Source organism: Pseudomonas mangrovi, from assembly GCF_003052585.1.
GTDB classification, from domain to species: domain Bacteria; phylum Pseudomonadota; class Gammaproteobacteria; order Pseudomonadales; family Pseudomonadaceae; genus Aquipseudomonas; species Aquipseudomonas mangrovi.
The window spans coordinates 196851-209663 of record NZ_QASN01000019.1 but is presented as its reverse complement, the minus strand read 5'-3'; the positions used below and the strand labels follow the sequence as shown (position 1 = coordinate 209663).

Annotated in this window: 11 protein-coding genes and 2 pseudogenes; 3 read left to right on the top strand and 10 right to left on the bottom strand. The window is 66.0% G+C overall.

Translation table 11 applies throughout. The features are described from left to right. Nucleotides 1-4 precede the first annotated feature (4 nt). Nucleotides 5-673, top strand: coding sequence for a lipoyl(octanoyl) transferase LipB (gene lipB, locus DBO85_RS12035; RefSeq protein WP_108107518.1), 669 nt, complete (start codon nucleotides 5-7; stop codon nucleotides 671-673). Continuing rightward, nucleotides 660-1637, top strand: a complete 978-nt coding sequence (gene lipA / locus DBO85_RS12030) for a lipoyl synthase (protein ID WP_108107517.1) — start codon at nucleotides 660-662, stop codon at nucleotides 1635-1637. The genes lipB and lipA overlap by 14 nt, the downstream gene beginning before the upstream one ends. Before the next feature lie 42 nt (nucleotides 1638-1679). Here lipA and DBO85_RS19725 read toward each other — a convergent pair. The 8 genes and pseudogenes from DBO85_RS19725 to leuS all read right to left on the bottom strand — a co-directional run. Continuing rightward, nucleotides 1680-2120: pseudogene (locus DBO85_RS19725) on the bottom strand (methyl-accepting chemotaxis protein); the annotation flags it as partial. A 99-nt stretch (nucleotides 2121-2219) separates the two neighbouring features. Beyond that, a pseudogene (locus DBO85_RS19720) lies at nucleotides 2220-2996 on the bottom strand (PAS domain-containing protein); the annotation flags it as partial. 340 nt (nucleotides 2997-3336) lie between these two features. Next, nucleotides 3337-3561 carry a hypothetical protein gene (locus DBO85_RS12020; protein ID WP_108107515.1) on the bottom strand — a complete coding sequence of 75 codons (225 nt, stop codon included), beginning with the start codon at nucleotides 3559-3561 and terminating at the stop codon, nucleotides 3337-3339. 46 nt (nucleotides 3562-3607) lie between these two features. Then, the gene (locus DBO85_RS12015) at nucleotides 3608-4936 is read right to left on the bottom strand and encodes a lytic murein transglycosylase (RefSeq protein ID WP_108107514.1); all 1329 of its coding nucleotides are present in this window, start codon (nucleotides 4934-4936) and stop codon (nucleotides 3608-3610) included. A gap of 45 nt (nucleotides 4937-4981) precedes the next feature. Next, complete coding sequence (arfA, locus tag DBO85_RS12010; protein WP_108107513.1) at nucleotides 4982-5140, bottom strand: alternative ribosome rescue factor ArfA; 159 nt, start codon at nucleotides 5138-5140, stop codon at nucleotides 4982-4984. A 98-nt stretch (nucleotides 5141-5238) separates the two neighbouring features. After that, nucleotides 5239-6276 carry a DNA polymerase III subunit delta gene (gene holA, locus DBO85_RS12005; protein ID WP_108107512.1) on the bottom strand — a complete coding sequence of 346 codons (1038 nt, stop codon included), beginning with the start codon at nucleotides 6274-6276 and terminating at the stop codon, nucleotides 5239-5241. Between the two features lie 22 nt (nucleotides 6277-6298). Beyond that, a complete protein-coding gene (locus tag DBO85_RS12000; RefSeq protein WP_108107511.1) occupies nucleotides 6299-6904 on the bottom strand; it encodes an LPS-assembly lipoprotein LptE in 606 nt (201 codons plus the stop codon). 48 nt (nucleotides 6905-6952) lie between these two features. Beyond that, a complete protein-coding gene (gene leuS / locus DBO85_RS11995; RefSeq protein ID WP_108107510.1) occupies nucleotides 6953-9559 on the bottom strand; it encodes a leucine--tRNA ligase in 2607 nt (868 codons plus the stop codon). 305 nt (nucleotides 9560-9864) lie between these two features. On the opposite strand from leuS, the gene DBO85_RS11990 reads away from it, so the two are divergent. Continuing rightward, on the top strand, nucleotides 9865-10317 hold the full coding sequence (locus DBO85_RS11990) for a hypothetical protein (RefSeq protein ID WP_108107509.1): 453 nt from the start codon (nucleotides 9865-9867) through the stop codon (nucleotides 10315-10317). 12 nt (nucleotides 10318-10329) lie between these two features. On the opposite strand, the gene lnt is transcribed toward DBO85_RS11990, so the two are convergent. Both lnt and DBO85_RS11980 read right to left on the bottom strand, forming a co-directional pair. Then, on the bottom strand, nucleotides 10330-11847 hold the full coding sequence (gene lnt, locus DBO85_RS11985) for an apolipoprotein N-acyltransferase (RefSeq protein ID WP_108107508.1): 1518 nt from the start codon (nucleotides 11845-11847) through the stop codon (nucleotides 10330-10332). A gap of 119 nt (nucleotides 11848-11966) precedes the next feature. Next, complete coding sequence (locus tag DBO85_RS11980; RefSeq protein WP_108107507.1) at nucleotides 11967-12806, bottom strand: HlyC/CorC family transporter; 840 nt, start codon at nucleotides 12804-12806, stop codon at nucleotides 11967-11969. Nucleotides 12807-12813: the final 7 nt, after the last annotated feature.

Sequence of the window (12813 nt, the reverse complement as noted above, 5' to 3'; positions counted from 1 at the left end):
CGCCATGGCGGGGCAGGTCCTGGGTATTCGCGAGCTTGGCCGGTTGTCATACGAGCCGGTCTGGCATGCCATGCAGCGCTTCACCAACGAGCGTGATGCGAGTACGCCCGACGAGCTCTGGCTGCTCGAACATCCGCCGGTATTTACCCAGGGCCAGGCCGGCAAACCCGAGCACCTGCTGCTGCCGGGTGACATCCCGGTGGTCAAGGTCGACCGCGGCGGCCAGGTGACCTATCACGGTCCGGGACAACTGGTCGTCTACCTGCTGCTCGATGTGCGTCGCCTGGGGCTCGGTGTTCGCGAACTGGTCAGCCGCATCGAGCGCAGCCTGGTCGAGGTGCTGGCCAGCTATGCTGTCGATGCCTACCCCAAGGCGGACGCGCCCGGTGTCTATGTGGGCGATGCGAAGATTGCCTCGCTCGGCCTGCGTATCCGCAACGGCCGCTCCTTCCATGGTCTGGCGCTGAATCTGGACATGGATCTGCAACCCTTTGCGCGCATCAATCCCTGCGGTTACGCCGGGCTACGCATGACCCAGCTGCGTGACGAAACCGCCGGGTCGGTCAATTTCAACGAGGTCGGCCGGCGTCTGAGCGATCAGCTTGCCCGTCACCTCGACTACGCTGGACACAGGCCCCTTGCGGGCGGGATCGAATGCCATGAGCAGTGCTGAAATCACGGGCAAGGGCCCGGCCAAGGTGGAAACGGGCGTCAAGATGCGCGGCGCGGAGAAGGTTGCGCGCATTCCGGTGAAGATCATTCCCACCGACGAACTGCCGCGCAAGCCGGACTGGATACGGGTGCGCATGCCGATCTCGCCCGAAGTTGACCGGATCAAGCAACTGCTGCGCAAGCACAAGCTGCACAGTGTCTGCGAGGAAGCGTCCTGTCCCAACCTGGGCGAGTGTTTCTCCGGCGGCACCGCGACCTTCATGATCATGGGCGACATCTGCACCCGGCGCTGCCCGTTCTGTGACGTCGGCCATGGCCGGCCCAAACCGCTGGATGCCGACGAGCCGGCTAACCTGGCCATCGCCATCGCCGATCTGCGGCTGAAGTACGTGGTGATCACCTCGGTGGATCGCGACGACCTGCGTGACGGTGGCGCCCAGCATTTTGCCGACTGCCTGCGCGAGATCCGCAAGCGCTCGCCCGGCGTGCAACTGGAAACGCTGGTGCCGGACTACCGCGGGCGCATGGATGTGGCCCTGGAAATCACTGCCAGCGAGCCGCCGGACATCTTCAATCACAACCTGGAGACGGTACCGCGTCTGTACAAGGCTGCGCGTCCTGGTTCGGATTTCGAGTGGTCGCTGGATCTGCTGGAGAATTTCAAGAAACGTGTGCCCGGCGTACCGACCAAGTCCGGGCTGATGCTTGGCCTGGGCGAGACCGACGAGGAAGTCATCGAAGTCATGCAGCGCATGCGCGAGCACGACATCGACATGCTCACCCTGGGCCAGTATCTGCAGCCCTCACGCAGTCACCTGGCGGTGCAGCGCTTCGTCCACCCGGACACCTTCGCCTGGTTCGCCGAAGAGGGCGAGAAGATGGGGTTCAAGAACGTCGCCTCGGGGCCGCTGGTGCGCTCCTCCTATCACGCCGACCAGCAGGCGCACGGCCACAAGCACGACTGAGCCTGCCGCACCTCAAGCCCGGCGCTTGCCGGGCTTTTCGTCTCAGTTCTTCAGCTGGCTGGCGAACTGTGCGACAGCCTGCACGACCTGCTTGGCACCGTCCTGAATCTCGACGATTACCGCGCCCGCCTCGCTGGCCAGATCCAGTCCCTGTTCCGCCTGCTCTCGACTGCTGGCCATGCTCGCCACGGCGTCCTGGGCCAGGACCTGATTACGCTGTACCACCTCGACGATCTCCTCGGTGGCCTGGCTGGTACGCCCGGCCAGCTGGCGTACTTCGTCGGCAACCACGGCAAAGCCGCGTCCCTGCTCGCCGGCTCGCGCCGCCTCGATGGCTGCGTTGAGTGCCAGCAGGTTGGTTTGGTCGGCGATGCCGCGGATGGTCTGCATGATGGTGCTGATCAGCTGCGACTGCTTGCCCAGCGCCTGGATGCCGTCGCTGGCCTCCTGCAGTTGGCTGGCGATGCGGCGCATCACGTCAACCGTCTGCCGTACTACCGCGGCGCCCTTGTCAGCGCTGCCGTCGGTATGCCGCGAAATGTCGTAGGCCATGCTTGCGGCGTCGGCCACGGCCTGTTCGCGATTGATCTGGTCGGTGATGACGGTGGCGAACTTGACCACTTTGTACAGGCGGTCGTGCGTGTCGGTGATGGGATTGTAAGACGCCTCCAGCCAGACGAGGTTGCCGTGGCTGTCCACGCGCTTGAATCGGTCGGCGACATATTCGCCGCGATTCAGACGGGTCCAGAAATCACGATACGCCTGCGAGGCGGCCTCCTCCTCTGTGCAGAAAATCCGATGGTGCTTGCCCTTGATCTGCTCGAGACGGTAGCCCATGGCTTCGAGGAAGCGCGGGTTGGCGGTCAGGATCCTTCCCGAGAGATCGAATTCGATTACTGCGGTCGAACGCAGCAGGGCGGCGATCAGGCCCTCGTGCTCCCGGGAGGTGCTGATGGTGCGGGTCAGGTCGTTGGCGCAGAGAGTGAAACGCTCCAGATCGCCGTTGGCCCGCAACACTGGCTGCCAGATGGCCCGCAACCAGGCTTCCTCGCCGTCGCCGCGCAGCAGACGAAAGGCGCCGCTGAGATGTTCACGCGAGCGCAGCGCCTGCTGGAGATACTGGTAGTTGGGCTCACGACGGAAGCTGTCGGGGATCAGTGAGTCGAGTTTGCGGCCGACCAGCTTGTCGCGGGTATAGCGCATCTCCCCGAGAAAGTTGTCGTTGACCTCGTGAATGGTGCCGTCCGCCCCCATCTCCAGCACCAGCATCGACTGGTTGATCGAGTCTCTCACCTGACGCAGGCTGGCCAGCTCGTCGCGCAGCTGGGCTACTTCTTGTTTTAGTTTGCTGTTGAACATCGACGGAGCTCCTGAGCGAGGGCGGCGCGGGCCACGGCTGATTGCGTGTGCAGGGAGTGTGGATCGTATCGGCCGCGTCGGCAAAAGCAGTAGCGCAAGCTCAGCACATAGCGGATGAACCTGGCGGGGTCCGAGCGGGAAAGGTCTGCGGCCTGCTTGCTGCAGACCCAAAGGGGCGCGCGGGGTGGTTCCATGCCGGCGCTGGCATGGTTCGGTACGCTGCGCCAGGCTCAGCGCGAATCGCGCCGCTGATTGCGGCCACTTTGTTGTGGCGGTTGCGGAAGGCGCCGTTGCAGCCGCGTCCGATCGGCTGCCTGGTCAGGCATCTCGATCGAACGGGTCAGCCGAGCAACTGGTCCAGCGGCGGGCAGTCGGGGTTCTGCTGGCGCTCGCGCTCGTAGAGTCGACCCAGTTCACCGAGGGCCTGGGCCAGCTCCTGGGTCTGCTGGCCCAGCGCTTCGGTCTCTTCGGCGCTGAACTCGTCACTGACGAAGTCCTCGAGGCGTTCCATATCGCGCTCGACAGCCTTGATTGCGAGCATCAGGGTATTGATCGACAGCGTCATGCTCTGTGGTTCTCCTGGTGATGCCCATCGGGTCGGGCGCAGTGGGTCAGATATCCGCGGGTTCGCTGGCGCGCAGCTTTTCCAGCAGTGGTTTGCTGGCATAGCCGTCGGCGGGTAGAGCCTGGTCTCGCTGGAAGGCGCGAATCGCCTTGCGAGTGTTGGCGCCAATGATGCTGTCGGCGATGCCGGGTTGATAGCCAAGCAGCTCGAGGCGTTCCTGCAGTTCGATGCGCTCGCTGCGCGCCAGCGGAAGATCCGCACGTGGCCAAGCGGCCTGCACCTTGCCGCCGCCACTGAAACTGTCACCGAGCAGGCCGACGGCCAGCGCGTAGGACGACGAGTTGTTATAGGCCAGGATGGCGCGGAAGTTCGGCAGGGTGATGAAGGCCGGTCCGCGATGACCGGCCGGCAGCAGCAGGTAGCTGGGCGCCTGCAGGTCAACGCCTGGCGGCAGACGCATCTTCACTCCGTGCTCGATCCATTGTGCCAACGGCTTGCGCACCGCTTCGTCAGCCAGGGCGTAGTCGAAACCATCCGCTAGCGCGACTTCCATGCCCCAGGGTTGCCCGGCCTGCCAGCCGGAAGCCTGCAGATAATGGGCGGCTGAGGCCAGGGCGTCGGCTTTGGAGTTCCAGATGTCGCGACGGCCGTCGCCGTCGAAATCGACCGCGTGGCTCAGGTAGGTGGTGGGGATGAACTGGGTCTGGCCCATGGCGCCGGCCCAGGACCCACGCAACCCGGCAAGACTGATATCGCCGCTGGCGAGGATCTGCAGTGCAGCGAGCAGTTGCTGTTCGGCGAACGCCGGACGCCGGCCTTCGTGGGCCAGGGTGGCCAGGGAGCGGACTACCGATCTGTCGCCCATGAACTGGCCGAAGTTGCTTTCCAGTCCCCAGATTGCCACCAGGGTCTGGCGCCCCACGCCGTACTGTCGCTCGATGGCCTCCAGCGTCTGCCGTTCACTCGCCAGCAGGGCCTCGCCACTGCGAACCCGCGGGGCCGAGACGGCGCCATCGAGGTATTCCCAGACCGGTCGGCTGAACTCGGGTTGGCTGTAGTCGGCCTTGATCACCGCGGCGTCCGGGGTAACCCCGGCGAATGCCTGGTCGAAGAGCGTCGGGCTGACGCCGGCCTGCAGCGCTTTGGCGCGGAACTGCTGCAGCCAGATCGGGAAATCCAGCGTGGGAGCGGCGGGCTGATCGATGGCGGCGGGTGCGGCGGGCGAGGTGCTCGGAGTCGCTACAGCAGGCTGTTCGAGGGGCGCTGCGGGGCTGGCGATACTCGCGACTTCGTTGGCGGGGGTGTCTGCGCACGCGTACAGAGCAAGGCTGATGGCGACAGGTAGGGCGGGGAAGAGACGTCGGAAAGAGAACATGAAGAGCGCTGTCGGTCGGTGATTCAGGGCATCGACCTTACCACTTCAGGCAACCAGAAAGAACGAAGCCTCCCAGTTTTGCTGGGAGGCTTCACGGCGGTAGCTGCCTTTGCCTTTCTTCGCCTGTTCCTGGCGACAGCGGAACAGTGGCTGGGCAACGATTGACTTGGCCTTGTTCGGCCGCGACGGGGCCTTTTTGCTCATGCTTCTTTCCTCGCTTGAATACCGCCGGATGGCAGGCGCGGGCATCATCGGCTGCTGTACGAAAAATGTCCAGCATTCGGATGCGAGCAGTTGGCGCTCTACTCGGCAGGCAGCGCCAGGCGCTTGCCGGCGAACTCCATGCACAGCTGTGCCAGGCTGGCCCAGGGATCGCCCGCCGCCTGGCCCTTGACCTGGGCGTCGACGCGCTGGGCAATGCCCAGCAGCTGATTCCAGCGTTCCGTCGGATGGCGCTGCAGGGCGCGGCTGACCAGCGGTTTGCGTTTGTCCCAGACGGGTGGACGCGCCGAGGCGAAGGCCTTGTCCAGAGGTACGCCCTGGCTGTGCTGGTGGGCGATGGCCGCCAGCTGACGCAGCTCGCGCGCCAACATGGCGACGATGAACAGCGCCTCGACACCCTCGCCACGTAGTCCGGTAAGCATGCGCAGGGCATGGGTGGCATCCCCGGCGAGCACGGTTTCGAGCAGGCCGAAAACGTCGAAGCGGGCGCTGTCGGCGACCGCCGCCTGGACCGTCTCGACATCGATCTTGCCGTTCTCGGCGAGCAGCTTGAGCTTCTCGATCTCCTGCGCTGCCGCCAGCAGATTGCCTTCCACGCGGGCGGCAATCAGGTCGACCGCCTCGGCTGTGGCGCTGTTGCCGGCATCGCTCAGACGCTGGCGAATCCATTGCGGCAACTGACTCAGCTCGACCGGCCAGATCTGCACGAACTGACAGTGCGGGCCGTCGATCAGGGCCTTGGCCCACTTGGTCTTCTGCGCGCTGCCGTCAAGCTTGGGCAGGCTGATCAGCAGCAAAGTGTCATCGGCGGGGCGGGCGAGATACTCGAGCAGGGCGGCGGCGCCCTTGTCGCCGGGCTTGCCGTTGCCGATGCGCAACTCGATCACCCGCCGTTCGGCAAACAGCGACAGGCTTGCGCCTGCTTCATGCAGTTGGCCCCAGTCGAAGCCTGCATCGGCATGAAACACCTGGCGCTCGCTGTAGCCCTGGACGCGTGCGGCGCCGCGGATCGCGTCCGCGGCCTCCTGGCAGAGCAGCGGTTCGTCGCCGCTGACCACATAGACCGGCGCCAGGGCACCCTGCAGGTGCCTGGCGAGCTGGCCGGCGTTGAGCTTCACCCGTCGCGTTCCGGCAACTGGCTCAGCGGATCGGCAGTTGCAGCGGTGCCGGCTGTGGCTCGGCCTGCTGGCGCTGACGCTCTTCCTCGGCGGCCTGTGCTTCGGCGCGAGCACGGGCTTCGGCAGCTTCACGCAGCTCATCGAGGCGTGCCGGGGTGATGACCTGCAGCTGCTGTACCAGTTGCTGGATCAGGTCGCGGCGCATCTCGCCGCGGACCTGTACGGCTTCCTGGTCGGAGCCGATCAGGTTGTTCTCGTCCTGCAGATAGGTGTTCTGCACTTCCAGACGGTTGTTCAGCAGCGGCAGTTCGCCCGCTGTCTGGATCTGGTAGTCGAGGATCAGGGTCAGTTCGTACTCGGCGCTGCGTGCCGAACGGGTGTAGCTGGCGGTGCGCACCTGCTCGCGTTCGGAAACCAGCACCAGGCGATAGGGCGCCCCGGCATGCACGCGCAGATCGCGGTTCTCCAGCGCCTGGCGCACCTCGTTGACAGTGCTGCCGTAGGCGTTGCGCGCCTGGACGTCGATTTCCTTGAGAGCAAACTCGCCGCCGCCGATACCGCGCAGCTGGAAACCACAGGCGCTGAGCAGAACGGCCAGGCCGACCACCATCAGATTCCGTTTCATCATCTTCTTGTCCCCTTGTTGACCGCTGCCGTCTGGCGGCGGCGGATACGATCAGCTCGCGACTATGTTGACCAGCTTGCCCGGGACCACGATCACCTTGCGGATGGTCTGGCCTTCGGTGAAGCGTTGTACGTTCTCGTTGCCACGTGCGGCCGCTTCCACGTCCTCGCGGCTGGCGCTGGCGGGGACTTCGATCTGTCCGCGCAGCTTGCCGTTGACCTGCACCACCAGGGTCAGGCTGTCCTGTACCAGGGCCGATTCGTCGACCGCCGGCCAGGCCGCATCGATCACCGCACCGACCTTGCCCAGGCGCTGCCAGAGCTCGTGGCAGATGTGCGGAGTGATCGGCGCCAGCAGCAGGGTCACGGCCTCGAGGCCTTCCTGGATCAGTGCACGGTCCTGGGCGCTGGCGCTCGGCGCCTTCTCCAGCACGTTCATCAGGGTCATCACCTGGGCGATGGCGGTGTTGAACTTGTGGTGCTGACCGACATCGCTGCTGGCCTGCTTGATGGCCAGGTGGATGGCGCGGCGCACGGCCTTCTGCTCGTCGTTCAGTGCGGCCACGTCCAGCGCGCCGGGCAGGCCGGTGCTGACATGGCCGTGGGCCAGGCGCCAGACGCGGCGCAGGAAGCGGCTGGCGCCCTCGACGCCGGCATCCGACCATTCCAGGCTGGCGTCGGGCGGCGAGGCGAACATCATGAACAGGCGGCAGGTGTCCGCGCCGTAGGCGTCGATCATCGCCTGCGGGTCGACGCCGTTGTTCTTCGACTTGGACATCTTCTCGGTGCCGCCGATCTCGACCGGCAGGCCGTCGCTCTTCAGCCGCGCGCCAATGATCTTGGCCTTGGCGTCACGCTCGACCTCGACGTCGGCCGGGTTGAACCAGTCCTTGCCGCCATTTTCCAGGGTGCGGTAGTAGGTGTCGGCGACGACCATGCCCTGGGTCAGCAGGTTCTTGAACGGCTCGTTGGAGGACACCAGGCCCTCGTCGCGCATCAGCTTGTGGAAGAAGCGTGCGTAGAGCAGGTGCAGGATGGCGTGCTCGATGCCGCCGATGTACTGGTCCACCGGCAGCCAGTGGTTGGCCGCGGCCGGGTCGACCATGCCCTGATCGAACTGCGGGCTGGCGTAGCGCGCGTAGTACCAGGACGACTCGACGAAGGTGTCCATGGTGTCGGTTTCGCGCTTGGCAGGCGCACCGCATTTCGGGCAGCTGCACTGATAGAACTCGGGCATGCGCGCCAACGGGCTGCCGGCGCCGTCCGGTACCACGTCCTCGGGCAGCACCACCGGCAGCTGGTCCTCGGGGACCGGGACGTCGCCGCAGCTGTCGCAGTGGATGATCGGGATCGGGCAGCCCCAGTAGCGCTGGCGGCTGATGCCCCAGTCGCGCAGGCGGAACTGCACCCGCGACTGGCCGAGGTTCTTCTTCTGCAGCGCCACCTCGATGGCGTCGAAGGCGCCGTCGAAGTCCAGGCCGTCGAAGAGGCCGGAGTTGATCAACTGGCCATGCTCGCCATAGGCGTCCTGCCAGGGCGCCGGGGTCTCGTCGCCGGCGCTGGTGCGGATCACGCTCTTCACCGGCAGGCCGTACTTGTGGGCGAAGGCGAAGTCGCGCTCGTCATGCGCCGGCACGGCCATCACCGCGCCCTCGCCGTAGTTCATCAGCACGTAGTTGGCGACCCACACCGGCAGCAGCTCGCCGCTCAGCGGGTGCTGCACGCGCAGGGCAGTGGCCAGGCCCTTCTTCTCCTGGGTGGCGATGTCCGCCTCGGCCACGCCGCCGCGCTTGCACTCGTCGATGAAGGCCTGCAGCTCGGGGTTGTTCTGCGCGGCCAGGGTCGCCAGCGGGTGCTCGGCGGCCACCGCCACGTAGGTGGCGCCCATCAGGGTGTCGGGGCGGGTGGTGAAGACCTTGAGCGCGCCCTCGCTGCCGATGCTGGCGGCGTCGTAGGGGAAGCTGATCTCCATGCCGCGCGACTTGCCGATCCAGTTGCGCTGCATGGTCTTGACCTGCTCCGGCCAGCCATCCAGCTCGTCGAGGCTCTGCAGCAGCTCCTCGGCGTAGGCGGTGATCTTGAAGTAGTACATCGGGATCTCGCGCTTCTCGATCAGCGCGCCCGAACGCCAGCCACGGCCGTCGATGACCTGCTCGTTGGCCAGCACGGTCTGGTCCACCGGGTCCCAGTTCACCGTACCGTTCTTGCGGTAGATGATTCCCTTCTCGAACAGGCGGGTGAACAGCCACTGCTCCCAGCGGTAGTAGTCCGGCTTGCAGGTGGTGACCTCGCGGGTCCAGTCGATCGCCAGGCCCAGGCTCTTGAGCTGGGTTTTCATGTAATCGATGTTCTCGTAGGTCCACTTGGCCGGCGCGACCTTGTTCTTCATCGCGGCGTTTTCCGCCGGCATGCCGAAGGCGTCCCAGCCCATCGGCTGCAGCACGTTCTTGCCCTGCATGCGCTGGTAGCGCGCGATCACGTCACCGATGGTGTAGTTGCGCACGTGGCCCATATGCAGCTTGCCGCTGGGATAGGGGAACATCGACAGGCAGTAGAAGGTGTCCTTGCCTGGTTGTTCGCTGACGACAAAGGACTTCTGCGCATCCCAGTGTGACCGGGCGGCGGCTTCGATTTCGCGGGGCAGATACTGTTCGTGCATGGGCTACTTGCGCTGGAAAGATGGGTTTGCGACAGCGCTGGCACGCGGGACGGACAGCGGGCCTTGCCGTCGTCCGAAACTCTGCGCCGAAGCGATCCGCAAAAGGAAATTCGAAAGCGCCGTAGCATACATGACCCCCCTCGGACGAGGGAAACCCTGAATGCGCCGGGGGCAGGCTCCGGCCCTCGCAGGATGCAGGTGTCCGCCGGTCGCGGCACTGGGTCGTGCAGGTTGGCGCGACTAAGCTGAGGACAAAGGCGCGGGTGCGATGACGGCCGGTGCCGGCGCTACAACGAGGTGGCGACATGGGCGAGAACAGGCGTGGCGAAAGACCTGCCAGTGCAGTCGCAAACGGGCTCGGCGGGCTCTACGGGCGACTGCTGCAGCGTCTGGCTCAGGCGTTGGAAGAGGCCGAAAGTCGCGCCCGGCTTTACCGGCGTTCGCCGCAGGAGCTGGAACTGCGCGGCCTGAGTGCTGCGGAGCTGGAACTGATCCAGGCCTACCGGGAGCAGGACGTGCAGTGGCTGCGCGGCTGGCATGCCGCCGCTGAAGAACTCGCGCTGCTCGAACAGGCGGACGAGGCGAGCCTGTCGGGTAGCCGTCGGACGCCGGGCAGTGCCGCCTTGAAGCCGCTGTTGCGCCGTCAGGCATTGCGCTGCGCGCTCTGTGGCGAGCCGGCGCGGCGGGTGCGCGGAAGCAGCGTGCCGCCCTGCGCAAAATGTGGTTCGCGCCTGTTTCGCAGCGGCGTCAGGCGTTGATCCGGCGCGCGCTCAGGGTTCCCTGCGCCGCGCCAGCAGCGCCCAGCCGAGCAAGCCGAGACAGACCGCCGCCAGCGGCCAGCCACGCCAGCGCAGGTAGGGCGTCAGTCCCTGCATGGGTACGATCTCGCCGCGCAGCACGGCGCGCTCGAACTGCGGTAGAACCTCGGTTACCTGGCCGAAGGGATCGATCAGGGCAGTCACGCCATTGTTGGTTGCGCGGATCATCCAGCGACCGGACTCCAGCGCGCGCATCTGTGCCATCTGCAGATGCTGCAGCGGGCCGATTGAGCGCCCGAACCAGGCGTCGTTGCTGATCGTCAGCAGAATCTGGCTGTCGGCGGCGAGGCTGGCGGCGAACTCCGGGTAGACCACTTCGTAGCAGATGTAGGGCGCGACCCTGTAACCCTGGGCCTGCAGCAGCGGCTGTCCGGCGGGGCCGCGGGCGAAGTCCGACATCGGCAGATTGAAGAAGGCGATCAGGCCGCGCAGCACTTCCTGCAGCGGTACGTATTCGCCAAAGGGCACCAGCTTCTGTTTCAGGTACAGCCCCTCGCCGTCACCGGCGGCGATCACGCCGTTGTAATAGCGTTGCTCGCCCTGTTCGTTGGCCTGGCGCACCGGCACGCCGGTGATCAGCGTTGAGTTGCGCCGTGCCAGATGGCCGGCGACTTCACCCAGATAGGCGTCCGCCTGCTCCAGCAGCAGCGGCACCGCAGTCTCGGGCCAGACCACCAGATCGCTGCGTTCGGCCTGCAGGGTCATGTCGCGGTACAGCACCAGTTGCGCGCGCAGCTGCTCCGGGTCCCACTTCAGGTTCTGCGGCACGTTGCCCTGCATCGCGGCCACGCTTAGCGGTGGGCCGGCGGGCTGGGTCCAGGCGTGCTGGCCGAGCAGCATGGCCGTGAGCCACGGGCCGACCAGCAGGATGCCGGCGGCAATGGCGGGGGCCGGCCGTCGTTCCATTCGTGCCAGGTTGGCCAGCAGTGCTGCACTCAGCGCCAGGATCAGCGAGATCAGCCAGACACCGCCCAGCGGCGCCAGGGCCGCCAGCGGGCCATGCAGTTGGCTGTAGCCGGCGTAGAGCCAGGGAAAACCAGTGAGAAACCAGCTGCGGAAGGCCTCCTGCAGCAACCACAGAGCGGCGAAAGCGAGGGCGTCGGTCAGTGGCGCCTGGTCTCGCCGTAGAAAGCGCACCCACAGCCAGCTGCTCAGGGCGAACAGCAGGCCGAGCCCGGCGACGAAGCCCAGGGTAAGAAAGCCGGCCAATGGTGGCGAGGCGGCGCCAAAATCGTGAATGCTGACGTAGACCCAGCTGGTGCCTGCGGCGAAGCTGCCGAAGCCGTAGCACCAGCCCCGGGCGAGCGCCTGGCGTGCGCTCAGCTGGCGCAGGCCGAGGTAGTGCAGGGCGATCGACAACAGCGCCAGCGGCCACAGGTCGAACGGCGCCAGAGCCAGCGGCATGAGGGCACCGGCGGCCAGCGCCAGCAGGTTGCCAACCCAGCCGGGGCGAGTGATCCATGAGGTCATCGACAGCTCCTTGGCATGCAAAGGTGCAGAGGGTAGAGGTGAAAGGCGAGGCGCGGAAGGGGCGGCGTGCGCGCCGAAGCCTGGCGCGCCGCTGCCAGGAGCGGCGCGCCAGCGGTGGCTCAGCGAACCAGTGGGGTGACGCGCAGCAGGTGAATGCGGCGGCTGTCGGCGCTGAGCACGCGGAAGCGGAACTGCTCGATCTCGACCACCTCGTTGCGCTTGGGCAGATGGCCGAAGCGGTTCATCACCAGACCGCCAACGGTGTCGAACTCTTCATCGGAGAACTCGCTGGCGAAGCTGTCATTGAAGCTGTCGATCGGGGTCAGCGCCTTGACCAGGAAGTCGCCGGAGGGCAGCGGCTTGATGTGGCCGTCCTCTTCGACGTCGTGCTCGTCCTCGATGTCGCCGACGATCTGTTCGAGCACGTCCTCGATGGTCACCAGGCCCGCCACGCCGCCGTACTCGTCGATCACCACGGCCATGTGGTTGTGGTTGGCGCGGAACTCGCGCAGCAGCACGTTGAGACGCTTGGACTCGGGCACGAAGGTGGCGGGGCGCAGCAGGTCCTTGATGTTGAACTGCGGATTTTCCTCCTGCAGCACCAGCGGCAGCAGGTCCTTGGCCAGAAGGATGCCGATCACGTCATCCAGGCTTTCGCCGACCACCGGGTAGCGCGAGTGCGCGGCCTCGATGATCGCCGGCAGGAATTCGCGAGGGTTCTGCTCGGCCTTGATGCTGATGACCTGCGAGCGCGGCACCATGATGTCGCGCACCTGCAGGTCGGCGACCTGGATCGCGCCTTCGACGATGGCCAGCGCCTCGCTGTCGAGCAGCTTGTTCTGATGGGCTTCGCGCAGGACTTCCAGCAGCTCCTGGCGATTCTTCGGTTCGTGGGCAAACGCCTGGGTGATGCGGTTCAGCCAGGACTTCTGCCCGCTGATTGATCGGTCTTCGCTCATGATTCCT